The organism is Micromonospora sp. LOL_015, assembly GCF_048060275.1.
Taxonomy (GTDB): domain Bacteria; phylum Actinomycetota; class Actinomycetes; order Mycobacteriales; family Micromonosporaceae; genus Micromonospora_E.
In genome coordinates, this window is the sequence record NZ_JBHMIO010000011.1 from 104662 (window position 1) to 126619 (window position 21958).

26 protein-coding genes, 1 pseudogene and 1 riboswitch are annotated in these 21958 nt (G+C 71.1%); of the genes and pseudogenes, 12 read left to right on the forward strand and 15 right to left on the reverse strand.

Annotated features, from left to right (window positions below):
- The first annotated feature begins 13 nt into the window (after positions 1 to 13).
- Positions 14 to 1465 carry a glycoside hydrolase family 3 N-terminal domain-containing protein gene (locus tag ACFHWU_RS12540; RefSeq protein WP_416590618.1) on the forward strand — a complete coding sequence of 484 codons (1452 nt, stop codon included), beginning with the start codon at positions 14 to 16 and terminating at the stop codon, positions 1463 to 1465.
- A gap of 13 nt (positions 1466 to 1478) precedes the next feature.
- Here ACFHWU_RS12540 and ahcY read toward each other — a convergent pair whose 3' ends face one another.
- Positions 1479 to 2948, reverse strand: a complete 1470-nt coding sequence (ahcY, locus tag ACFHWU_RS12545) for an adenosylhomocysteinase (protein ID WP_416568917.1) — start codon at positions 2946 to 2948, stop codon at positions 1479 to 1481.
- Positions 2949 to 3060: 112 nt separating this feature from the next.
- Entirely contained in the window at positions 3061 to 3768 is a 708-nt protein-coding gene (locus tag ACFHWU_RS12550; RefSeq protein ID WP_416553605.1) for an NADPH-dependent F420 reductase, read from the reverse strand.
- 51 nt (positions 3769 to 3819) lie between these two features.
- Between ACFHWU_RS12550 and ACFHWU_RS12555 the strand changes: the two genes are divergently transcribed.
- From ACFHWU_RS12555 to ACFHWU_RS12565, 3 genes are read left to right on the forward strand one after another with little or no spacing between them, the layout of a single operon-like run.
- Positions 3820 to 4158, forward strand: coding sequence for a PadR family transcriptional regulator (locus tag ACFHWU_RS12555; protein ID WP_278167623.1), 339 nt, complete (start codon positions 3820 to 3822; stop codon positions 4156 to 4158).
- On the forward strand, positions 4155 to 4979 hold the full coding sequence (locus ACFHWU_RS12560; RefSeq protein ID WP_416590619.1) for an ATP-binding cassette domain-containing protein: 825 nt from the start codon (positions 4155 to 4157) through the stop codon (positions 4977 to 4979). Before ACFHWU_RS12555 ends, ACFHWU_RS12560 begins: the two co-directional genes overlap by 4 nt.
- A complete protein-coding gene (locus tag ACFHWU_RS12565) occupies positions 4976 to 5659 on the forward strand; it encodes an ABC transporter permease (protein ID WP_416590620.1) in 684 nt (227 codons plus the stop codon). Before ACFHWU_RS12560 ends, ACFHWU_RS12565 begins: the two co-directional genes overlap by 4 nt.
- A 15-nt stretch (positions 5660 to 5674) precedes the next feature.
- Here the strand turns inward: ACFHWU_RS12565 and ACFHWU_RS12570 are convergent, their stop codons facing one another.
- Positions 5675 to 6982 (reverse strand): NAD(P)/FAD-dependent oxidoreductase, encoded by a 1308-nt coding sequence (locus ACFHWU_RS12570; RefSeq protein WP_416553599.1) that lies wholly within the window; start codon positions 6980 to 6982, stop codon positions 5675 to 5677.
- A 156-nt stretch (positions 6983 to 7138) separates the two neighbouring features.
- Complete coding sequence (locus tag ACFHWU_RS12575) at positions 7139 to 7555, reverse strand: CBS domain-containing protein (RefSeq protein WP_416553597.1); 417 nt, start codon at positions 7553 to 7555, stop codon at positions 7139 to 7141.
- A 161-nt stretch (positions 7556 to 7716) separates the two neighbouring features.
- Here ACFHWU_RS12575 and ACFHWU_RS12580 point away from each other — a divergent pair, with 161 nt between their 5' ends.
- Positions 7717 to 8853: a PP2C family protein-serine/threonine phosphatase gene (locus ACFHWU_RS12580; protein ID WP_416590621.1), complete on the forward strand. Its 1137-nt coding sequence runs from the start codon at positions 7717 to 7719 to the stop codon at positions 8851 to 8853.
- Between the two features lie 76 nt (positions 8854 to 8929).
- Here the strand turns inward: ACFHWU_RS12580 and ACFHWU_RS12585 are convergent, their stop codons facing one another.
- The 5 genes from ACFHWU_RS12585 to ACFHWU_RS12605 form a co-directional block, all read right to left on the reverse strand.
- The gene (locus tag ACFHWU_RS12585) at positions 8930 to 9955 is read right to left on the reverse strand and encodes an aspartate-semialdehyde dehydrogenase (RefSeq protein WP_416590622.1); all 1026 of its coding nucleotides are present in this window, start codon (positions 9953 to 9955) and stop codon (positions 8930 to 8932) included.
- A 125-nt stretch (positions 9956 to 10080) separates the two neighbouring features.
- Positions 10081 to 10707, reverse strand: a complete 627-nt coding sequence (locus ACFHWU_RS12590) for a GNAT family N-acetyltransferase (RefSeq protein WP_416553591.1) — start codon at positions 10705 to 10707, stop codon at positions 10081 to 10083.
- 120 nt (positions 10708 to 10827) lie between these two features.
- The gene (locus ACFHWU_RS12595) at positions 10828 to 11139 is read right to left on the reverse strand and encodes a TraR/DksA family transcriptional regulator (RefSeq protein ID WP_416553589.1); all 312 of its coding nucleotides are present in this window, start codon (positions 11137 to 11139) and stop codon (positions 10828 to 10830) included.
- Between the two features lie 739 nt (positions 11140 to 11878).
- Positions 11879 to 13222 (reverse strand): M16 family metallopeptidase, encoded by a 1344-nt coding sequence (locus ACFHWU_RS12600; RefSeq protein WP_416553585.1) that lies wholly within the window; start codon positions 13220 to 13222, stop codon positions 11879 to 11881.
- Positions 13219 to 14511, reverse strand: coding sequence for a M16 family metallopeptidase (locus ACFHWU_RS12605; protein ID WP_416553583.1), 1293 nt, complete (start codon positions 14509 to 14511; stop codon positions 13219 to 13221). Before ACFHWU_RS12605 ends, ACFHWU_RS12600 begins: the two co-directional genes overlap by 4 nt.
- 65 nt (positions 14512 to 14576) lie before the next feature.
- Here ACFHWU_RS12605 and ACFHWU_RS12610 point away from each other — a divergent pair, with 65 nt between their 5' ends.
- The gene (locus ACFHWU_RS12610) at positions 14577 to 14840 is read left to right on the forward strand and encodes a hypothetical protein (protein ID WP_416553581.1); all 264 of its coding nucleotides are present in this window, start codon (positions 14577 to 14579) and stop codon (positions 14838 to 14840) included.
- 38 nt (positions 14841 to 14878) lie between these two features.
- Here ACFHWU_RS12610 and ACFHWU_RS12615 read toward each other — a convergent pair.
- Positions 14879 to 15227 (reverse strand): annotated as a pseudogene (locus ACFHWU_RS12615) (translocation protein TolB); the annotation flags it as partial.
- A 333-nt stretch (positions 15228 to 15560) separates the two neighbouring features.
- Between ACFHWU_RS12615 and ACFHWU_RS12620 the strand changes: the two are divergent.
- On the forward strand, positions 15561 to 16646 hold the full coding sequence (locus tag ACFHWU_RS12620) for a 3-deoxy-7-phosphoheptulonate synthase (protein ID WP_416553579.1): 1086 nt from the start codon (positions 15561 to 15563) through the stop codon (positions 16644 to 16646).
- Positions 16647 to 16752: 106 nt separating this feature from the next.
- On the opposite strand, the gene ACFHWU_RS12625 is transcribed toward ACFHWU_RS12620, so the two are convergent.
- Positions 16753 to 17043 (reverse strand): GlsB/YeaQ/YmgE family stress response membrane protein, encoded by a 291-nt coding sequence (locus ACFHWU_RS12625; protein ID WP_123600346.1) that lies wholly within the window; start codon positions 17041 to 17043, stop codon positions 16753 to 16755.
- A gap of 140 nt (positions 17044 to 17183) precedes the next feature.
- On the opposite strand from ACFHWU_RS12625, the gene ACFHWU_RS12630 reads away from it, so the two are divergent.
- Complete coding sequence (locus ACFHWU_RS12630) at positions 17184 to 17396, forward strand: hypothetical protein (RefSeq protein ID WP_278167595.1); 213 nt, start codon at positions 17184 to 17186, stop codon at positions 17394 to 17396.
- A gap of 6 nt (positions 17397 to 17402) precedes the next feature.
- The gene (locus ACFHWU_RS12635) at positions 17403 to 17606 is read left to right on the forward strand and encodes a hypothetical protein (RefSeq protein ID WP_123600344.1); all 204 of its coding nucleotides are present in this window, start codon (positions 17403 to 17405) and stop codon (positions 17604 to 17606) included.
- A 51-nt stretch (positions 17607 to 17657) separates the two neighbouring features.
- Here the strand turns inward: ACFHWU_RS12635 and ACFHWU_RS12640 are convergent, their stop codons facing one another.
- Positions 17658 to 17987 (reverse strand): hypothetical protein, encoded by a 330-nt coding sequence (locus ACFHWU_RS12640; protein WP_416553577.1) that lies wholly within the window; start codon positions 17985 to 17987, stop codon positions 17658 to 17660.
- A gap of 3 nt (positions 17988 to 17990) precedes the next feature.
- Positions 17991 to 18347: a DUF6158 family protein gene (locus ACFHWU_RS12645; protein ID WP_416553575.1), complete on the reverse strand. Its 357-nt coding sequence runs from the start codon at positions 18345 to 18347 to the stop codon at positions 17991 to 17993.
- Positions 18348 to 18498: 151 nt separating this feature from the next.
- On the opposite strand from ACFHWU_RS12645, the gene ACFHWU_RS12650 reads away from it, so the two are divergent.
- Both ACFHWU_RS12650 and ACFHWU_RS12655 read left to right on the forward strand, forming a co-directional pair.
- On the forward strand, positions 18499 to 18933 hold the full coding sequence (locus ACFHWU_RS12650) for a hypothetical protein (protein WP_416553573.1): 435 nt from the start codon (positions 18499 to 18501) through the stop codon (positions 18931 to 18933).
- A 25-nt stretch (positions 18934 to 18958) separates the two neighbouring features.
- Positions 18959 to 19288: a DUF3817 domain-containing protein gene (locus tag ACFHWU_RS12655; protein ID WP_416553571.1), complete on the forward strand. Its 330-nt coding sequence runs from the start codon at positions 18959 to 18961 to the stop codon at positions 19286 to 19288.
- Between the two features lie 126 nt (positions 19289 to 19414).
- On the opposite strand, the gene ACFHWU_RS12660 is transcribed toward ACFHWU_RS12655, so the two are convergent.
- On the reverse strand, positions 19415 to 19630 hold the full coding sequence (locus tag ACFHWU_RS12660; RefSeq protein ID WP_416553569.1) for a DUF397 domain-containing protein: 216 nt from the start codon (positions 19628 to 19630) through the stop codon (positions 19415 to 19417).
- Positions 19631 to 19877: 247 nt separating this feature from the next.
- Here ACFHWU_RS12660 and ACFHWU_RS12665 point away from each other — a divergent pair, with 247 nt between their 5' ends.
- The gene (locus ACFHWU_RS12665; RefSeq protein ID WP_416553567.1) at positions 19878 to 20759 is read left to right on the forward strand and encodes a helix-turn-helix domain-containing protein; all 882 of its coding nucleotides are present in this window, start codon (positions 19878 to 19880) and stop codon (positions 20757 to 20759) included.
- 47 nt (positions 20760 to 20806) lie between these two features.
- Here ACFHWU_RS12665 and ACFHWU_RS12670 read toward each other — a convergent pair whose 3' ends face one another.
- On the reverse strand, positions 20807 to 21343 hold the full coding sequence (locus ACFHWU_RS12670; protein ID WP_416590623.1) for a DUF6232 family protein: 537 nt from the start codon (positions 21341 to 21343) through the stop codon (positions 20807 to 20809).
- A 474-nt stretch (positions 21344 to 21817) separates the two neighbouring features.
- Positions 21818 to 21949, forward strand: a riboswitch (cyclic di-AMP (ydaO/yuaA leader).
- Positions 21950 to 21958 lie beyond the last annotated feature (9 nt).

Here is a 21958-nt window from a genome sequence, read left to right on the forward strand (position 1 = left end):
GGAGGGGGAGAACATGCCGAACGACCCGGCGCTGCGGCGACTGGCGCTGCGCACCCTGCTCGCCGCCTACCCCGGCACCACCGTCCCGCAGTGGGCGGTGGACCTGGTCGGCGACGGGCTCGCCGGGCACACCCTGTTCGGCGGCAACGTGGACCGACCCGAACAGCTGCGGGCCGCCACCGCCGCGCTGCGGGCCGCCCGGGACGACGTGCTGGTCGCCATCGACGAGGAGGGCGGCGACGTCACCCGGCTGGCGCACGCCACCGGCAGCCCGTACCCCGGCAACGCGGCGCTCGGCGCGGTCGACGACCCGGCACTGACCCGGCAGGTCTACCGGGCGATCGGCGACGAGCTCGCCACCTGCGGCGCGAACCTCGACCTGGCCCCGACCGTCGACGTGAACACCGCCGACGACAACCCGATCATCGGCACCCGGTCGTTCGGGGCCGATCCGGCGCTGGTCGCCACGCACGCGGCGGCGGCCGTCGCCGGGCTGGCCGACGCCGGGGTCGCCGGCTGCGCCAAGCACTACCCCGGCCACGGCGCAACGGTCACCGACTCGCACCTCGAACTGCCCACTGTCGACGTACCGATGGCGGTGCTGCGCCGGCGGGACCTGCCGCCGTTCGCCGCCGTGGTCGAAGCCGGCACCCCGGCGATCATGACCGCGCACATCCGGGTCCCGACGTTGACCGGCGACGCGCCGGCCACCTTCAGCCGGGCCGCGCTGACCGGCCTGCTCCGCGACGAGTACGGCTTCACCGGGGTGATCGTCACCGACGCGTTGGAGATGCGCGGCGCCACGCTGGCCGCCGGTGGGATCGTCCCGGCGGCGGTCGCCGCCCTGGCCGCCGGTGCCGACCTGCTCTGCATCGGCGCCCGGGTCGACCACGCACTGGTCGAACGGATCGCGGCGGGCATCGTCGCCGCGATCGGCGACGGGACGCTGCCGGTCGGCCGGGTCGAGCAGGCGGCCGACCGGGTGACCGCGCTGGCCGCCGTGGTCCGGCCGGCGGCGGATGGAACCGCCGGCCCGGCCGATCTGGGGTACGCCGCCGCCCGCCGCGCCGTCCGGGTGGAAGGCACCCTCGACGGGCTGGCCGACGCACTGGTGGTGCAGCTGACCGCCGGCTCGACGATCGCCGAGGGCCGGGTGCCGTGGGGCCTCGGACCGCACCTCGGCGCCGCCCGGCAGCTGCGGGTGGCGCCGGCCGAGGTGACCGCCGAGCAGGTCGCGACGGCCGCCGACGGCCGGCCGTTGGTGCTGGTCGGCCGGCACCTGCACCGGGTGCCCGGTGCCGGTGACCTGATCGAACGGCTGGCCGCCCGGCACCCGGTCGCGGTAGTGGAGATGGGCTGGCCGTCGGCCTGGCGCCCGGCCGGGGTGCGTGCCTTCGTCACCACGTACGGTGCGAGTCACGCCAACGGCCGAGCCGCCGCCGAGGCCCTCGGCCTGGCCGCCTGAGTACGCCGTCGGATCAGTAGCGGTAGTGCTCCGGCTTGTACGGGCCGGCCACGTCGACGCCGATGTAGTCCGCCTGGGCCTTGGTGAGCACGGTCAGCTTGGCGCCGAACGCGTCCAGGTGCAGCCGGGCCACCTTCTCGTCAAGGTGCTTGGGCAGCACGTACACCTGCTTGCCGTACTCGCCGATCTTGGCGTACAGCTCGACCTGGGCGATGACCTGGTTGGAGAAGGACGTCGACATCACGAAGCTCGGGTGGCCGGTCGCGTTGCCGAGGTTGAGCAGCCGCCCCTCGGAGAGCACGATCACCGCGTGGCCGTCCGGGAAACGCCACTCGTCGACCTGCGGCTTGACGTTGATCTTCTCGATTCCGGGCACCTTCGCCAGACCGGCCATGTCGATCTCGTTGTCGAAGTGACCGACATTGCCGACGATCGCGTTGTGCTTCATCCTCGCCATGTGGTCGGCCAGGATGATGTCCTTGTTGCCGGTGGTGGTGATGAAGATGTCGCCGCGGTCGACGACGTCGTCCAGGGTCACCACGTCGAGGCCGTCCATCGCCGCCTGCAGCGCGCAGATCGGGTCGATCTCGGTCACCACGATCCTGGCCCCCTGGCCGCGCAGCGACTCCACGGCGCCCTTGCCGACGTCGCCGTAGCCGCAGATCACCGCGAGCTTGCCGGCGATCATCACGTCGGTGGCCCGGTTGATCCCGTCGACCAGCGAGTGGCGGATGCCGTACTTGTTGTCGAACTTGCTCTTGGTGACCGAGTCGTTGACGTTGATCGCTGGGAAGAGCAGGTTGCCCTCGCGGGCCAGCTCGTAGAGGCGGTTGACCCCGGTGGTGGTCTCCTCGGAGACCCCGATGATCGGCTTGGCCATCTCGGTGTACTTGGTCGGGTTCGCGGCCAGCGAACGGCGCAGGGTCTCCAGGATGATGCCGTACTCGACCGAGTCGGTCTCCGAGGTGGAGGGCACCGCGCCGGCCTCCTCGAACTGCTTGCCGAGGTGGATCAGCAGGGTAACGTCGCCGCCGTCGTCGACGATCGAGTCCGGCCCGCTGCCGTCCGGCCAGGTGAGCATCTGCTCGGTGCACCACCAGTACTCGTCGAGCGTCTCGCCCTTCCAGGCGTACACCGCGACACCCTGCGGGTTGTCGACCGTGCCGTTCGGGCCGACGACGACCGCCGCGGCGGCCTGGTCCTGGGTGGAGAAGATGTTGCAGGAGACCCAGCGCACGTCGGCGCCGAGCGCGGTCAACGTCTCGATCAGCACCGCCGTCTGCACGGTCATGTGCAGCGATCCGGCGATCTTGCGGCCCTTGAACGGCTGCTGGGCGGCGTACTCACGGCGCAGTGCCATCAGCCCGGGCATCTCGTGCTCGGCGAGCTCGATCTCCTTGCGACCGAAGGTCGCCAAAGACAGGTCGGCGACCTTGAAGTCGCTGACCGATCCGGCGCTGTCGGCGGTCAGAGTGACGGTCACTAGAACTCCTCGGGTTTCAACGGATGCGTCCGTCCTGCCGGACACGGCACGCACGACACCCGTCCACCATACGGCCAGGATGACGTGTTCCGACCCAAGGGCTCGACCGCCGTCAGTCGCGGGCGAGGGCGAACCCGACCGTCGGACCGGCACCGCCGCCGTAGGCGACCTGGATGAGCAGCGCGGCGACCGGCTCCAGGTAGCGGGCGCTGGACAGCGGGCCGGCGTCGACCGTGTCGAAGCCCAGCTGGGTGCCGAGTTCCTGGACGGTCTTCTTCGCGGCCAGGTCGTCGCCGGCGACCGGCACCGACTGCCGTACGCCGCCGAGCACCGGCCGGGCGTGGTTCGGGGCGAGCACGGTGTTGAACGCCTTCACCACGTTGGCCGCCGGGACCATCGCGGCGACCTGCTCGGCGGCGGAGGTGTCATGGCCGATCCGCAGCGACATGTGGTCCGGACCGAGCGGGTTGGTCACGTCGATCATGGTGCTGCCGGCCAGCGCGTCGGCGACCGGCCCGGTGAGCGTGTCGCCGATATCGGTGAACGGCACCGCCAGTACGACCAGCTCGGCGTCGGCCGCCTGGGCCGCGTCACCGGCGGCTACCCCGGTGCCGGCGGTAGCCTCGGCCAGCCGCGGCGAATCCGGGCTGGACGCGGAGATCGTCACCTGGTGACCGACCTCGGTCAGCCGCCGGGCCAGGGCCGAGCCGACGTTGCCGGCGCCGATGATGCCGATGTCCATCATTCTCTCCCTCTCCGACGGGTCGTCACTGTCGATCGGATACCCGCCGGCCCGGTACGGAAACAGCCCGGTGCGCAACAGCCGGATAAGTTGTGGCGCTATCTAGATGGCGCTGCTATCTTTCTGGCCGTGGATCAGGAACGGCGGGGCCAGTGGCTGCGCGGGGTGCTCGACCTCTGTGTGCTCGCGGCGCTGCACCGGCACGAGTCGTACGGTTACGAGCTGGCCCAGTCGCTGCAGGCGGCCGGGCTCGGGCCGATCAAGGGCGGCACCCTCTACCCCGTACTGCTCCGGCTGCAACGGACCGGCCTGGTCGACGCCCGATGGCGGGCCGGCACCAGCGGCCCGGCCCGCAAGTACTACCGGCTGACCGAGTCCGGTGCGCAGCGGCTGCGCCAAACCACCGCCGACTGGCGGTCCTTCGCCACCGGTGTCGACACGATCCTGCAGGAGGTGACCACCTCGTGAACCAGCAGACCTGGCTCGCCGCCCTGACCGGCGAGCTGCACCGACACGGCATCGACCGCGAGATGGCCGGGCACGTCGTCGCGGAGGCCGCGGCCCACCTGCATGACAGCGGCGAAGCACCATTGGCGGTCTTCGGCAACCCGGCCGACTACGCCACCGACGTGGCGCGCAGCGTCGGCGGGCCGGCTCAGTTCCCGCGCCGCGTCCACCCGGGCCCGGTCCGGCTCGACGTGCAGGACGTCACCAAGCGGTACCGCCGGCACACGGTACTGGACCGGGTACGACTCACCGTCCGGGCCGGCGAGATCGCCGCCGTGGTCGGTGCCAACGGCAGCGGCAAGAGCACCCTGCTGCGGGTCTGCGCCGGCCTGGCCAGCCCGGACAGCGGCCGGGTCCGGGTGTACGGCACCCTCGGCTACTGCCCGCAGTCCGGCGGCACCGGCGACTTCCTGCATCCGGACGAGCACTTCGCGCTGGTCGGTGCCGGCCGGCGGCTCAGCCGGACACAGTCGCGTACCGCCGGACGGGCGCAGGCCGCGGTCCTCGACTGGGACGCCTCCGCCGCCGTCCAGGCCCGGCACCTGTCCGGCGGCACCCGGCAGAAGCTCAACCTGGCACTGGCCGGGCTCGGCGACCCGGACCTGCTGCTGCTCGACGAGCCGTACCAGGGCTTCGACCGCGGCACCTACCTGGACTTTTGGCACCAGGTGTGGCGCTGGCGCGACGCCGGCAAGGCGGTCGTGGTCGTCACCCACCTGCTGAACCAGCTCGACCGGGTCGACCTGGTGCTTGACCTGACCAGAACGGAGGCCGGTCGATGAGCCGGGTGCTCACCGTGGCGGAGATGACGTTGCGCGAGACGTCCCGGCGACGCGGCGTACTGGCGATCCTGCTGGTCTTTCCGCTCTGCTTCTACCTGGCCCGCCGGGGCGATTTCGCCGGGCAGTCGATCCGGTTCGTCTGCCTCGGGCTCGGCTGGGCGCTGAGCACGGCGGCGCTGTTCGCCGGCAACGCCAACCGTGATCTGGAGACCCGGCTGCGGCTGACCGGCTACCGGCCAGCGCAGTTGTGGACCGGCCGTCTGCTGGCGCTGTGGGCGGTCGGTGTGCTGCTGTCCGTGCCGTACTTCCTGCTGGTGCTGCTCGACCAGCCCGGTGTACGGCACGGGGCGATCGGCCTGATCATGCTGGTCATGGTCGCCGTGGCGGTGCCGTTCGGGCTGGCGATCAGCGCGGTGCTGCCCCGCGAGCTGGAAGGCACCCTGATCCTGCTGACCATCGTCGGGCTGCAGATGGTGATGGACCCGGCCAGCCCGGCCGCGCGGGCGCTGCCGTTCTGGTTCAGCCGGGAGATCGCCACCTACGCGATCGACCACACCGACAGCGGCTACCTCGACCGAGGGCTACTGCACGGCGCGGTCGTCGCGGTCACGATGGTCGCCCTGGTCGCGATCGCCACCGGGGTACGGCTACGCCGCCGACCCCACCTACGGTTCGGGTGACGGCTCCGTACCAGGTCAGCGGCCGACCGGGTGCACCAGCTCCGGCGACGCGGTGTCCAGCGGCACCGCCGCCGGCGGTACCAGACCCAGCTGCACACCCTGCCGCGACAGCAACGACTCCAACGTCCAGTCGGCCGCTATCCGGATCCGGTTGCCCGGGATCGACGCCAGGTGGTAGCCCCGGGTCACCGCCTTGGCCAGCGGGCCGGAGATCGGCACGTGCAACGGGTTCGCCGCCGCCTGCGCACCGCCGAGGTCGACCACGAACCCCAGGTCCTTGTGCCGGTACGGGCGGAACGAGCCGTGCCCGTACGACGCGGCGACGTTCTGCGCGGCCAGCTTGCCCTGCCGGACGGCGTGCTGGGCGGTCATCGGGGTGACCTCGCCCGGCCGGTTCGGGTCGGGCACCGCGGCGGCGTCACCGCACGCGTACACCTCCGGATGCTGCGGTACGGCGAGGAACTCGTCGACCACCAGCCGGCCCTTCAGGGTGGTCAGTCCCAATTCGTCCACCACCGGGTCGGGTCGCACCCCGACGCACCAGATCAGCGACCGGGTCGGGATGAACTCCCCGTCGGACAGATGCACCCCGTCGCTGGTCGCCTCGCGAACCGAGGTGCCGAACCTGGTCTCGACGCCCCGCGCGTCGAGGACCTTCTGCGCGGTGACCGACATCCGCTCGTCCAGCTCGGGCAGCACCCGGTCGGCCAGGTCGAGCAGCAGCCAGCGCACCTGCTGGCCGGCGAGCCGGGGATGCCGGCGGATCAGCAGGTCGGTGTCGGACACACAGTGCGCCGCGACCTCCGTACCGGTGTATCCGGCACCGACCACGACGAAGGTGCACCGGGCGGCCCGCTCGGCCGGATCGTCACTGAAGTCGGCGAGTTCGATCTGCCGGGTGAGGTGGTCGCGCAGGTAGAGCGCCTCCGGCAGGGTCCGGAAGCCGTGCGCGTGCTCGTTGACGCCGGGGATCGGCAGCAGCTTGTTGACGCTGCCGATGGAGACGATCAACCGGTCGTAGCTCAACTCGGCCCGGTCGCCCTCGCCGTCGACGTAGCAAATCCGCCGGTCCGGCAGGTCGATCTGGTCGATCTCGCCGAGCACCACCCGCACGCCGGGCAGGGTGTCCGGCAGCGAGACGGTGACCCGGCGCGGCTCCAGCACGCCCGAGGCGACCTCGGGCAGCAACGGCACGTACAGGAAGTAGTCGGTCGGGTTGATCAGGACGATCTCGGCGGACCCCCGGGCCAGCCGGGACAGGGTACGGGCAGCCTGGTAGCCGGCGAAGCCGGCACCCGCGATGACGATGCGTGGTCGCTTCATACTGATCTCCGATCGGGTGGGTGAGAGCGCAAGCAGGTGTCCCCTTGTCTGCCGGATCCGGGCGCCGAGGAGACCGGGCAGACCTGTCGGGGACACCCACCAGAGGGTTTCCGGTGCCGCTCACCGGGCCCGGTGGGCGCGGCGGCGGTCCGGTGGTCAGTTGTTCGGGTCGTCGGTGCTGATATCGGCCAGCACCGAATCCGGTTCCCACTCGACGGCAAGGTCACCCATGGAGACGACGCCGACCAACCGGCCGTCGTCGACCACCGGCAGTCGCCGTACCGAGTAGGTCCGCATCAGCTCGGCGGCCGCGACCGCGTCGTCGTACGGCGACACGACCACCACGTCCTCGGTGATGATCTGGCTGAGCTGGGTCATCGACGGATCCATCTCGGATGCCACCGCTCGGACCGTGATGTCCCGGTCGGTCACGATTCCTTGGATATCGCTCCCGTTGGTGACGATGATGTCGCCGATGTCGGCATCCCGCATCTGCCGCGCCGCCGCCGTCAACATGTCATTCGCGTCCATGGTGAACGGCCGGGCCGTCATGAACTCTCCGACGGTCGTCATCGCGCACTCCTCTCGGTGTCGGCGCCGTCCTCGGGGTACCCGGGGTCGGGAGCGGAAAACCAGCGTCCTCCCCCGGTCGGTGGGATCGGCTACGCTCGCAGGTCGAAACGGCCGCGCCGGCACGAGGTGCACGGGCGGGCAGGCCGGGTAGGGAGCACGTCGTGTGGGCACGCCGGGTCAGCTGGCGTAAGCCTTCTTTGCCGGATTCGCGGGTGCCGCACCCGGCCGACCGGTCGTTGCTGCACCGCACCGAACGCTGGCGCGGGATGCCGCTGGCGTTGGCGCTGATCGCGGTCATCACCGTCATCGACGTGCTGACCCAGACAAACGCGGTCGTTCTCGGGTTCCTGTCGCTGGCCCCGCTGCTCGCCGCCGCCGTCGAGAAGACCCGACGGACCGCGCTGGTCACCGCGGTCGCCTGCGTCGTCGCGTTGGTCGCCGGGCTACCCAGCGGCATGTTCGGCAGCCTGGACCATCTGCTGCGCAGCAGTGTCGTCTTCGCGGTCGGCATCGTGTCGATCTACGTGGCCCGGTCTCGCAACCTGCGGGAGGCCCGGCTACGCCGGATGACCGAGATCGCCGAGGTCGCGCAGCGGGCGGTGCTGCGCGCACCGCCCCCGCAGCTGGGCGACGTCGCCCTGGTCGCCCGATATCTGTCCGCGTCCGAGGCGGCCAACGTCGGCGGTGACCTGTTCGCCGTCGTGGACAGCCCGTACGGGACCCGGATCATCATCGGGGACGCGTGCGGCAAAGGCCTGCAGGCGGTCCAGATGTCGGCCACCGTGATGGGTGCCTTCCGACAGTCCGCCTTCGTACAGCCGGGACTGTCCGCCGTCGCCGCCGATCTGGACCAGGCGGTGTACCGGGACGGGATAGGTACCGGGCAGCCGGCGCAATTCGTCACCGCTGCCCTGGTGCAGCTCACCGACGACACGCTGACCGTGATCAACTGTGGCCATCCGGCACCGGCGCTGCGGACCTCAGCCGGAACGCTGGAGATCCTGGAGCCCGGTGACCGGCACCCGCCGCTGGGGCTGCGCCGCGACGCGCCGGAGCCGGTCCGGGTGACCCGGCCCTGGCAGGTCGGAGACCGGCTGCTGCTCTACACCGACGGGTTGGTGGAGGCCCGCAACGGCTGCGGTGAGTTCCTCGCCCCGGACCGGGTGACCGCGTGCCTGGAACTGCCGGACCGGCGGGAGGCGCTGGACCGCGTCGTCACTGAGCTGCAGCGCCACGCCGGCGGCCAGATCAGCGACGACGCCGCGATGCTGCTCGCCGAACGGGTCGCCGCTGACTGACGACGACCCGCCCGGCGGTGCGGTGCGGACTGTTGCGGCACGGACTGTTGCGGCACGGACTGTTGCGGTGCCGGGCTCAGGCCGCCGCGGTGATCAACAGCTCGGCGATCTGCACCGCGTTGAGGGCGGCGCCCTTGCGCAGGTTGTCGTTGGCACAGAACAGTGCCAGGCCGTGCTCGACAGTCTCGTCGACCCGGATCCGACCGACGTACGTCGGGTCCTGGCCGGCCGCCTGCAGCGGCGTCGGGACGTCGGACAGCGCCACGCCGGGCGCGTCGGCCAGCAGCGCGGCCGCCCGCCGCGGGTCGATCCGCCGGGCGAACCGGGCGTTGATCTGCAGCGAGTGGCCGGTGAACACCGGCACCCGAACGCAGGTCCCGCTCACCGGCAGCTCGGGGATGCCGAGGATCTTGCGACTCTCGTTGCGCAGCTTCTGTTCCTCGTCGGTCTCGTCGGAGCCGTCGTCGACGATCGAGCCGGCCAGCGGTAGCACGTTGAACGCGATAGGTGCGGCGAACGACCGGGGCGCCGGGAACTCCACCGCGCCGCCGTCGAAGGTCAGCGCCGCCGCGCCCTCGGCGACCTTGCGGACCTGCTCGTCCAGCTCGGCGACACCGGCCAGGCCGGCGCCGGAGACCGCCTGGTAGGTCGAGACGACCAGGCTGACCAGGCCGGCCTCGTCGTGCAGCGGGCGCAGCACCGGCATCGCCGCCATCGTGGTGCAGTTCGGATTGGCGATGATGCCCTTCGGGCGGTCGGCGGCGGCCTGCGGGTTGACCTCGGCGACCACCAGCGGTACGTCCGAATCCATCCGCCAGGCCGACGAGTTGTCGATCACCACGGCACCGGCCGCCGCGACCCGTGGCGCCAACTCCTTCGAGGTGGCCTTGCCAGCCGAGAAGAGCGCGATGTCCAACCCTCGGTAGTCGGCGGTGGCGGCGTCCTCCACGACGACTTCGCCGCCGCGCCACGGCAGAGTCCGGCCGGCCGAGCGGGCCGAGGCGAACAACCGCAACTCGTCGACGGGCACCGCCCGCTGCTCCAGCACCTGCCGCATGACGCCACCGACCTGCCCGGTCGCGCCGACAATTCCGATCCTCATGTCGCAACCCCGATCCTCATGCTGCGAAGGTTACCGACGGGCCGGGCCGGGACGGAACCGAGTTGTCCGGCGTCACCTTCCGGCCCGTCGGCGTACCCTCACGCGATCAGGTCAGGTAGGAACGGTCAGTTCAGGTAACGGCGGGCCAGCTGCGGCTGCCGCCACATCGGCCAGAGCAGCGGTCCGCCGTCGGGCAGGTGGAACGGTGCCGCGGCGGTGAGCCGGTAGCCGAGCCGGGCATACAGGTCGCGGGCGCCGGGGCTGCTGGCCACTACGTAGGCGGCGCTGCCGGCGGTGTCGAAGATGGCGTGCCGGTGGTTCAGCAACGCCGTACCCAGGCCGTAGCCCTGCCGGTCCGGGGCGACCCCGAGGTACGCCAGGTAGTGGTGCTCGCCCACCGGGTGTCGTTCGGCGAGGGCGTTGTCCAGCAACCGGAACCGGTACGCGTACTCACCACAGGTGTCGTCGAGCAGCTGCTCGTACTCGACCGGGTTGGGCAGGATCAGGCTGCACGGACGCCACACCGCCACCGCGCTGTAATCCTCAGTGAGGTAGATACTGCCCTGGCGCAGCCCGTAGTCGATCAGCGCCGGACAGAACCGCTGGTATACCCGGCGACGGGCGACCGGGTCCGGGATCAGCCAGGACGACTCGGGGGTATCCAGAAATGCCTCCACCAGTGTCTTGGCCACTTGCGGGGTGTCGGTGTAGGTCGCGTAGCGGATCATCACCGACGTGTGGAGCTGGGGCATCAGCGCTCGCCTCTCTGCGGCACATTGCGGACACCCGGGTACAACGGACGACACACCGTCGCGGGTTCGAATGTATTTGCCCGCCTACCGACCGCGAGTCGGTAGGCGGGCAAATCGCGGTCAGCGCGTACAGGGTACGCAGTACCGCGCGTGCGGCAGGATCTCCAGCCGTTCCCGGGGGATGTCGCCGCCGCACCTGTCGCAGCGGCCGTAGCGGCCTGCAGCGATCCGGTTCAGCGCCTCGACGGTCTGGTCGTAGCCGCGCCGGGCGGCGACGACCAGCGCGGCCCGGGTGTGCGCTTCGCCTGGGTCACCGGTGTCGGCGGTGAGTTCGGTCAGCTGGGCCCGGTGCATGTCCAACTGGTCGGCCAGTTGCACCCGTACCTGTTCGATCCATTCGGTGCCGCGGGTGCCGTGCAGTTCGGTGCTCATCGGGTCTCCCCTCAACAACAGAAAAGGGCCGAAGCTGATCCGCTTCGCCCCTGGTGGCCGTCGTCGTGGTGGTGCGACGGCCGTCCGGAGGACCCCGGCCGGTGGGGCGCGGCAGGCCCGGCCGGCCGGCGGCGCCGGGCACGTCGGCGCCCGGCAGCACGACGCCCGGCACGCCGACGCCCGGCACGTCGGCGCCCGGCAGCACGACGCCCGGCACGCCGATCGGAGCCGTGACAGTCACGGCTCCGTCGCGCTGCGCAGGGGTGATCATCCGGCAACCATATGACACCCTGACCGGAAAGCCAACACGTAAACCACCCAACCGGACACACCAGACTGGTCGCGCGGACCTGACGGCCCTGACGGACGCGATCTAGGAGGATCGTGGTCGATATACCGGCCAGATCCTTCTAGATCGCGGCGTGGGCTCGGGGCGCGGCGTGGGCTCGGGGCGCGACCCCGGACAGCGGGTTCGGTCCAGTCGAGGAGTACGCCCGGGAGTTCGCCGACCACGAACCGCAGCGACGCCTACCGTTCTGGCGGACCACACCCGCCATGCTGGTCGGCAGCCTCGCCGGGCTCAGCCTCGCGGTCAGCGCATTCCTGGCCTGCCGCTGAGGGCCGCTACTGGGCGGCGTACGTCATCGCGCTGCCGGGCGGCCTCGGGTCGGCCTGGTACGCGGGCGTACACCTGCTCCGCACCCTGCGCCTGCTGCGACGGCGCTGAGCCCGGTGCGGATCAGTCGGCGTCGTGCAGCTCCCCCAGGCCGGAGGCGGTCAGTTCGTCGCGGATCTTGGCCGCGTCGCCCTCCACCACCAGGGTCAGCCCTTCGGCCCGCAGGTGGGTGGCGGCGGCGGCGGAGACCTGCTCGACCGTCGCCGACAGCAGCTCGTCGCGCAGCCCGGCGTGGTAGTCGTCGGGCAGCCCGTGCACAACCAGCGTCGCCAGGGCGCTGGCGATCGCCGGCGGGGTCTGCAGCTCGACCGAGAGCTGGCCGGCCCGCCAGGACCGGGCCACCGCCAGCTCCTCTTCGGTCACCCCGTCGGCCTGGGTACGGGACACCTCACCGACCGAGTCGATCAGGGCGGGCGCGGTGACCCCGGTCTGCACACTGGAACTGACCGCGAAGCGCCCGAACCGGCGGGACATCCCGAAGTCCGACCGGATGCCGTACGTGTAGCCGCGTACCTCGCGGATCAAGTGGTTGAGCCGCGACGTGAAGGCTCCACCGAGGACGGTGCTGGCCAGGGTCATCGGCACGTAGTCGGGGTGGGCCCGGTGCGGGGCCGGATGGCCGAGCCGCAGCGTGGACTGCACCGCGCCCGGCCGGTCGACCAGGATGATCCGCCGGTGGTCCCGCAAACTGACCGGCAGCGGCGGTCCGGGCTGTGACGGCGAGCCGGTCGCCCCGGCGAAGGCGGCCACGCCGAGCGCGTCCAGGTCGATCAGGTCCAGATCGCCGGCGACCAGCAGGGTGCCGGGTCGGGTGAACCACGCACGGTGGAAGTCGACGACGTCCGCCACGGTCACCGCCGCCACCGAGTCGGGGTCGCCGCCCATCGGCCGACCGTGCCGCTGGTCGGCACCGAACAGGTCGGCGCGCAACGCGGCTTCGGCCCGCGGCCCCGGGTTGGCCCAGTACATCCGCAGCGCGGTCGCCTCGTCGTCGCGGACCCGCTCAACATCGGACGGATCCAGGCGGGGGGTGCGGACCGCCTCGGTGAGCAGTTCGACGGCCGCGCCGAGCCGGTCGGTGCTGACCTGCACGCCGACCCGGAACGAGTCCCAGTCGGCGGAGATGGACAACTCGGTGCCGAGACCCTCCAGGACCAGGGCGTACGCGGCCGAGTCCCGGGTCTCGGTGCCCTCTTCGAGAGCCTTGGCGAGCACTCCGGCCAGCCCTTCCCGGCCGACCGGTTCCCGACCGGCGCCGGCGTCCAGCAGCAGGGTCGCCACCGCCAGCCGGTGGCCGGGCAGGTGGGCGGCGACGATCTCGCCGCCGGCCACGCTGCGCCGGATCACGTCCGGGAAACGGTACGGCCGGGCGGCGCCCGGTCCGGGCCGCTGCGCGATGATCGTCACTGGTCGCCCTCCGGCAGATAGCTGAGCTGGACCCGATTGTCCGGCCGCAACAGGCGTGCGGCCTCGTCGTTGACCGCCTCGGTGGTGACCGCCTGCCAGCCCGGCAGCCGGTCCCCGGCACGGGCCGGGTCACCGAACTGGGTGGCATAGCGGCCGAGGGTGTCGGCCCGGCCCTCGAAGCTGGCGACCTGACGCCACCAGCCCGTGGTGAGCAGCGCCTTGGCCCGGTCGACCTCCGCGGCGGTGACGCCGTCGCGCGCCACCTCGTCGAGCACCTCGGTCAGGCCGTCGGCGAGCCGCTCGGCGGTCACCGTCGGCTGGGCGGTCGCGGTGATGATCAGCGGTGCGGGCGCATGCGCCAGGTCGACGCCGTACGCACCCAGGTAGTCGGGCTGCGCGATCCGGGCGCCGTCGGCCAGCCGTTGGTAGAGCCGGCTGCCCCGGCCACTGCCCAGCACGGTGCCGAGCACGGTCGCCACGTCGTACGCCGGGGTTCCGAACGGGTAGGTGCGGTAGGTCAGGTAGTGCCGGGCGGCCGGTACGTCGGCGGTGACCGTCTCGGTCACCGGGCCGGCCAGTGGCGTCGGCGTACGCCCGTCCGGTGCCGGCGGGATGTCGACCCGCGCGGCGATCCCACCGAAGTACTTGTCGGCCAGGCTGAACACCTCGTCGGCGTCGGTGTCGCCGACCACGGTCAGCACCGCGTTGTTCGGCGCGTAGTACATCTCGTGGAACGCCTGGAAGGTGGCCAGATCGGCGGCGTTGAGGTCGTCCATCGAGCCGATCGTGGCGTGGTGGTACGGGTGCCCCGGCGGGTAGAGCAGCGGCAGCAGCCGTAGCCAGGCGTCCCCGTACGGCACGTTGTCGTAGCGCTGCCGCCGCTCGTTCTTGACCACCTCGCGCTGGTTGTCCAGCGTCTCCTGGGTCAGCGCCGGCACCAGGCCGCCCATCCGGTCGGCTTCCAGCCACAGCGCGAGGGCCAGATGCTCGACGGGGACGGTTTCGAAGTAGTTGGTCCGGTCCGGGTTGGTGGTGGCGTTGAGCGAGCCGCCCGCGCCCTGCACCAACTTCATGTGCTCGGTCTTGGCGACGTTGACCGACCCCTCGAACATCAGGTGCTCGAAGAGGTGGGCGAATCCGGTCCGGCCGGCGGGCTCGTGACGCGAGCCCACGTCGTACCAGAGATTGACCGCGACCACCGGCGCGCTGGAGTCGGGGCTGACGACGACCCGCAGGCCGTTGTCCAGCCGGGTGGTCTCGATCGGCCAGGGGTACCCGTTGGGCGACATGCGCCCGACGTTATCCGATCGGGGCCCCGGCTGGCCGCACCGGGCCGGCCGGGTGCCGTCGAGGGTTGGCCGTTGCCATCAATGGCTCGACCGTTGCCGGCAAAGGTCGGCCGGCGCCATCGAGGTCAGCCGCGCGGCATGCTGCCCGACTGCGGACGCGGCTGCTCGCGCCGGTCGGAGTCATCCAGGATGGCTGCGGCCTGACGCACCGGGTCGTCACTGCCGGCCGCTTCCTCCTCCGGCAGCAGGTGACCGGCGCGCGATTCGATCCGCTCCGCCTCGGCTTCGCCGTCGGCTGCCGCCTGACCTGTGGTGGCGGCGCCCGGTGATGGTGGGCCGGTGAACGGGTCGTCGTCGGTGTCAGTGTTCAGGTGCCACGCTGCGACGAAAAGTGCAGCCGACCGCCGGCCGGGGAGAACGCCGGACCGTAGATCTCCGCCGACGACTGGCCGCTGATCCGCGGGAACGGCCCGATCCGATCGTCCGGGGTGATCAGGCAGATCTCCATGTTGCCGCCGTCCTCGGCGACGTACAGGTCGCCGCCCGGCGTACCGACGATGTTGTCGACGCCGGGCAGTGGCGGGGTGCCGAAACCAGCGAGTCGTCGTAGGCCAGATCGATTCGCTGGCCGAGCGCGTCGTACGCCCAGACCCGGTTGTCGCCCTGGTGGTGTACCAGCAGACGCCGTCGGCGTAGTGACATCCTTCTCCGCCGTGACGCTAGGTGTTGCTGGCGGCCACGGATGCCGGTCGTGGTTGACAGACGGTGAGAACCGGCCGAAGTCCGGTGGTTCCACCCGACTGCCGGGGCCCGGCCGGGGTGGCGCTCAGCGGCTGATCCGGTACAGTGTGCCTCGTGGTGCGCACGTATCGATGGTTTAGGCAGCCGGCCCTGGTGCCGGTGGCTCAGCCTTGACCTGACGTCACCCCACCAGAGCCGGCCAAGGGCAGCGGGCATCGAGCCCCCTGCCCTTTCGTATGCCAACGAGCAGCCGGCTTGGCTGGGGGCGCCGGCTCCCCAGGGAGACTGGCGGAAGGAACAGACACCACATGAGCATCTCCATCGGACGCGTCGCCGATCAGCGCATCGACCGGGTCGTCCCGCTCACCACCCCGGCCCTGCTGCACCACGAGCTGCCCCTCGACGACCAGCTCACCGCGCGGGTGCTGGACGGCCGACGAGCCGTCGCCGGCGTGCTCGACGGACAGGACGACCGGCTGCTGGTCGTGGTCGGCCCATGTTCGGTGCACGACCCGGCCGCCGCCCTTGAGTACGCGCACCTGCTCGCCGATGCCGCGCAACGGCACGCCGACGACCTGTTGATCGTGATGCGGGTGTACTTCGAGAAGCCGCGGTCGACGGTCGGCTGGAAAGGTCTGATCAACGACCCGGGTCTGGACGGATCCGGGGACGTCAACTCCGGGCTGCGGATCGCCCGCTCGCTGCTGCTCGAGGTGCTGCGGGCCGGGCTGCCGGTGGGCTGCGAGTTCCTCGACCCGATCACCCCGCAGTACATCGCCGACGCGGTGACCTGGGGGGCGATCGGCGCCCGCACCGTCGAGAGTCAGGTGCACCGACAGCTGTCCTCCGGGCTGTCCATGCCGATCGGCATGAAGAACCGCCCGGACGGCAGCGTCGCCACCGCGGTGGACGCCATCCGGGCCGCTGCCGTGCCGCACGTCTTCCCCGGCATCGACATGTCCGGGACGCCGGCGATCCTGCACACCCGGGGCAACGCCGACTGCCATCTGGTGTTGCGCGGCGGTGCCGGTGAGCCCAACTACGACGCCGAGTCGGTGGCCGCCGCACTGGGTCTGCTGCGGGCAGCCGGACTGCCGCGGCGGCTGGTCATCGACGCCAGCCACGGCAACAGCGGCAAGGACCACCGCCGGCAGCCGCTGGTCGTCGAGGACGTCGCCGGGCAGCTCGGCGCCGGGCAACGGGGCATCGTCGGGGTGATGCTGGAGTCGTTCCTGGTGGCGGGCCGGCAGGATCTGGACCCGACCAGGGAACTGGTGCACGGACAGTCGATCACCGACGCCTGCCTGGGTTGGGACCAGACCGCTCAGGTCCTTGGGCGGCTGGCGACGGCGGTCGGGGACCGCCGGGCGGCGCTGGCCGCCGCGCAGCGGTAGCCTGCCGCGCTCGGCTGCGGCCAGGCTGCGGAGCCAGGCCGCAGCCGGCGCACCGGCCTGCCCCGGGGCGGAGTCAGCGGGTGGCCAGGGCACCGGGGGCGTCGGGTCACCGGGTCGCGCGCCCCGGGGCGTCGGTCGGCCGGTGGCCGGCCACCCGCGCGGCGATCCAGACGAAGAACACCGCCAGCGCGACCTGGATCGCGTGTCGCAGCCAGTCGATCCCGGCGGTCTCGCCGATGCCCAGCCAGGCGGCAATCACCCCGCCGAGCAGGGCGGCGGCAATTCCGACGCCGATGGTCAGCCAGACAGAGATGTTTTGCCGGCCGGGTAGCAGCAGACGTCCCAGAGCGCCGATGATCGCGCCAGCGACGAGCGCCCACAAGATGGTACCGATCATGAGTCCACCTCCTGGCCCGAGCGTAGGTGCCCGGATCGGACCGAGAGGGCGGAACGCCGACGGTCGGCAGGATGAACCCGGCGGTCCGGTCGGTGCGTGGGGCGTCGTTTGCCGTGCCGCGGGCGGGGTAGCAGGCGGAGGTGACCGATGAGACGTCCCGTGCCGAGCTGTACGCACTGCTCGACGACATCTACCTCGGCAAGGAACGGGTGAGCCGGGCCGAGATCGCCCGCCGGGCGGTCGCCGCCGAGCTGCCCGCTCACCTGCTGACCAGGATCAATGCTCTGCCGGAAGGCGAATACGCCCAGGACGAGGCGGAAGAGGTCCTGCATTCATCTACGGAAGGTGCCTGATCACCGATGGACGAACACCAGAACCGGCCGGCCGCCGCACTCGGCCAGACCCCGGACGGCCAGCCACCCGAGGACGACCCGGACTTCGCCGGCGAGCACGACGACACGGCGGTCTCCCACGACATCATCGAAGGGACCGACCGGGACCGTGAGCCGGAGACGCCTCGCGGCTGGTCCGGGATGGAGAAGCCCGGGTTCACCGCCGACTGACAAGCAACCGGCGTTGCGGGCTGACGGTCAGCCGGCGTTGCGGGCTGACCGTCAACCGGCGTTGAGGTTGTCGGTGACCGCCCGGACCAGGCTGGTCAGCGTCTCGTCGGCGAGCCGAGTCAGTTGTTCGTGCGGCAGGTCGGAGTCCAGCTCCAGGCGGAGCATTGCACCGCCCGCCTGCACCGGGTACACCTGCACAACAGCCGTCCACGGGCCGCCCGCCGTCGCCCACCGGGCCTGCAGGTGGTCGCCGTGGACTGGTTCCGCCGGCACCTGGCGCAGCGGCCCCGGCAACCAGGCGGCCCTGCGGTCGGGGTCGGTCGCGGTGCCGAACGCCACCTCAGGGGGCGCGGAGACACCGCGTTCGGCGTACGCGGGCACGACCTACTCCCCGTGCCGCAACCGGGCGGCATCGACCTCTCGGCCCGGGTGCCGGGTAAGGTACTCGGTCTCCAGGTCGGCGGTGCGGTGCAGATGGTTGGCCAGCGCCGCGTCGGTGCCGTGCCGCAGCGTGTCCAGCCGGGTCCGGTGCAGGCTACCGATCTCGCGGAGCAGTTCGTCGTCGGCCAGCTCGACCGGGTCGATCCCGGTGTCGTCGACCCTGTCGACCCACGTCTCGGCTCCCGGTCCGGGCGGCGCCGACCAGGTTGGGGTGGCACCGGGCGGATGGTCCGGGCGGGGCTCGAAGGGCCGACCGGCCGCCGCCGGGGAGTAGCTGCCGTACCGCGCTGAATCCGTCATCTCCAGCCTCCGGGGAGTCGACGAGGCATTACCGTCGTAGGGTTCCCCGGCCGGTCGGCGGCAAACACCGGGCGGCGGTTTCCGGGCGGCCACGCATCTGACTACGACGGCTCGTCGGAGAAGCCGACGGGCGGCCGGTACGCTTCCCTGCATGCGGCAGCTGTGGACCCCGGTGTGGATCCTGCGGCACCTGGCAGCGGTGGCGCTGGTGGTGGGCTTCCTCGCGCTCGGCTGGTGGCAGATCAGCCGGGCCGCCGCCGGCAACACGCTGAGCTGGGCATACGCGGTGGAATGGCCGGTTTTCGCGGCGTTCGTGGTGTTTATCTGGGTCCGTGAGATACGGCAGGCCCACCGGGCGGTACCTGGCCCGGACAACGACACACCGGACAACGACTCGCCGAGGAACGGCACACCAAAGAACGCACCATCGCGGGAGGAGACGTTCGGCCGACCGGTACGGGTCCGGTCTGCCCCTGGCGTGACCGCCGCCCCCGGCCCGGACGACCCGGAGTTGTCCGCCTACAACAACTACCTGGCCTGGCTGAACGCGAATCCGCACGCCAGGGCCGGCGACTACCCGGGCTGACCGGAAGAGAAAGGGACGGACGACAGTGTCAGGCGCACTCACCCGGTACCGGCTGATCGCGTACGTGGTCGGCGTGGTGCTGATCCTGCTGATGGTGATCGGCATGCCGTTGAAGTACCTGTTCGACCGGGCCATCGTGGTCGAGACGGTCGGGCCGGCGCACGGGTTCCTCTACATGGTCTATCTGGTCGCCGCGTTCGACCTGGCCCGGCGGGCCAACTGGTCACTCGGCCGGATCCTGGCGATCATGCTGGCCGGGACGGTGCCGTTCGTGTCGTTCTACGCCGAGCGGGTGGTCAGCCGCTGGGCGAGCGAGCAACCGCGTACCGAGCCGGACAAGGTGTTCACCGGCTGAGACCGGGCGGGCGGTGACCGGTTGACGGTGCCCCGGCCGGGCCGGCACCGTCGTCGGGCCGACCCGGCCGGGGCGTACGGCCGACGTTGTCGGCGGCCGGGGAGCCGAGCCTCGTGCGGCGTCGGATCAACCCATCGTGTGGCCGCCGGAGCTGGTCGGCGCACCGGACAGCCCGGCGACGAATGCCGACCAGGCTGCTGCCGAGAATTCCAGGTGCACTCCGGGGTCGGTGGAGTTGCGCACCCCGACCGCCGAGCCGATCTCGGCTACCTCGACGCAGGTCGTCGCCTCGCAGCGGCGGCTCTTACGCCACGCCGGACCGGCAGTGCTGATCACAGTCACCTAGACTCCTCAATAAGGATAAATCGGTAAATTTGCCATCAGAGCACGCAGGCAATCGGGCGGACTGTATCAGTCCCCGATCTTGCCGACGCGACTGGGCGACACCGCGAAAACCCGGTGAAACCGCCGTTCGGACCATGCGGAGGGCCGGCCGTCCTTAGCAGACCTGACGGCGGCGGTGTAGCCTGCAACAGGGTGGCAACCAGCCAGGTGGCACTCTGCAAGGCACCCCCCCCGGAGCGTTCCCATGCCTGCCCGACACCAGGGCCCGACCATCGGGCGTCGCCGGCTGCGTGCGGCGCTACGCCGGGCACGCGATGCCGCCGCGCTGACCCAGGACTACGTCGCCGCTCAAATGGACTGGTCGCTGTCGAAGCTGATCCGGATCGAGTCGGGTTCGGTCAGCATCTCGACCAACGACGTCAAGGCTTTGCTGGACCTGTACGGCGTACGCGACCAGCAGCAGGTGCAGGAGCTCGTCGAGCTGGCCCGGGCGGCACGACGGCGCGCCTGGTGGAGCGGCTACAAGGATCGGGTGCCGGCCGCCTACGCGGCCTACATCGGGCTGGAGGCGGAAGCGTCGGCACTGCGGTACTTTCAGCCAATCAGCTTCCCCGGCCTGCTACAGACCGAGGAGTACGCCCGCGCGGTGATCCCGGCCGACGGCCCGCACCATGTACCGGCGGCCGAGATCGAAGGGCGGGTGCAGATCCGGCTGGCCCGCCAGCACGAGGTGCTCTTCGGCGCCGATCCGCCGCAGATCGAGGTGATCATCGACGAGGCTGCGCTGCGCCGGATGACCGGCGGCCCGCGGGTGCTGCGCGAGCAGCTCCAGCATGTGGCGAAGATGTCAGCGGCGCCTCATGTCACGGTCCGGGTGCTGCCGTTCGCCGCCGGAAGCAACACGGTGCTCGGGCCGTTCGTCATCCTGCACTTCGCCGACCAGGCCGACGCTGACGTGGTGTACGTGGAGAGCGCTCTGGTCGAGGAGGTCATCGACCGGGCCGACGAGGTCCGGCCGTACCAGCATGTCTTCGACCGACTACGGGCGGAATCCCTGTCGCCAGCCGACTCGGTGGCGATGCTGCACGACCTCGCCCGGCGGCTGGACGGGCCGGACGCGGGCTGATCGACGTCGACCAGCCCGCCGACGACCGCGACGGCGGCCGGGCCCGCTCACCGCTGGTCGGGCACCCACGGCTCGATGGTGACCGGCTCGGACAGACCGGCCAGCCGGGAGATCTCCCGAGCCCGCATCAACGCCCGGCTCACCTGGCCGTACTGGCGTTCGTCGTCGGTGCTGAACAGCAGCAACAGCAGTCCCTGGTGACGGCCCCATAGTTCGTACGCCCGCGGCCGCAACCGGTCGCCGAGCCAGGCGACCGCCACCGGCACGAACGCAGCCGCCAGCATGGCGAGGTAGACACCCGCGCTGACCTCGTCCAACCCGCGGGTGTAGCCGACGGTCACCGCGACCGCCGCCAGGGTCAGGGCGGTCACCGCGATCACCCGGCCGGTGAGCCAATCGCGGGCGCCTCGCGCGGTCCGGAGTTCGGTGAGGTCGCGGACGGCGAAACGCCGGCCGGCCACGACGAACCATTCACCGGTCACGCAGATGCCGGGCTGCCGGTAGAAGGTCCGTCCGACACTGGAGCCGGACTGGGCGGGCACCGGGGAACCGCGTCGGGGCGGGGTCTGGCGAGTAGCACGCATAGCTGCCTCCGAAGGGCTCGTGCGGCGCTGACCTTGCGGGTCCATTGTGCAAACAGCTAGCTACTCGATGGAAGGTGGTCATTCTGCCACCTAGCAGAATGACGTACGGCAGGCCGCGTCCTGGATGGCGAATCAGACCTTTTGCGGCTATTCATCCGGATAGCTTACTGACGACAACCGCACAGACCGACTAATGACGCATTATTCGCAATTGATCAGACGCTGTCCAATGACGACGCGCCGGAGTCAACCGGTCACGCGAAGGCAACAGGAATGTTGCCCAGAGCAGCCAACCGTCACATCCAGTAACTGTCAACGGGCTCCGGCCAGTTCCATGCCACGGATCACGATCGCAGCACTTTCCGCGTCGTAACCCTTGCGGCTAAGTTGGACCAGCTGGTCCGGTCGCCAGTCGCCGGGAAGCGGTGACGCCGGTCCAGTGCCGCCGAATCGCCATCCTGAGATTATCTGACGTTACAAACAGTGATCTCACGGTTGCGATCCGGGGACCCATCGGCAACTGGGGTGAATCCGCGGTTCACCGCGGTAGGGCGAACTTCCCGCCCGAATCCGTCAGCTAACCCGGTAGGCGGCGAGGAAGAAGGGTTCTGCGTT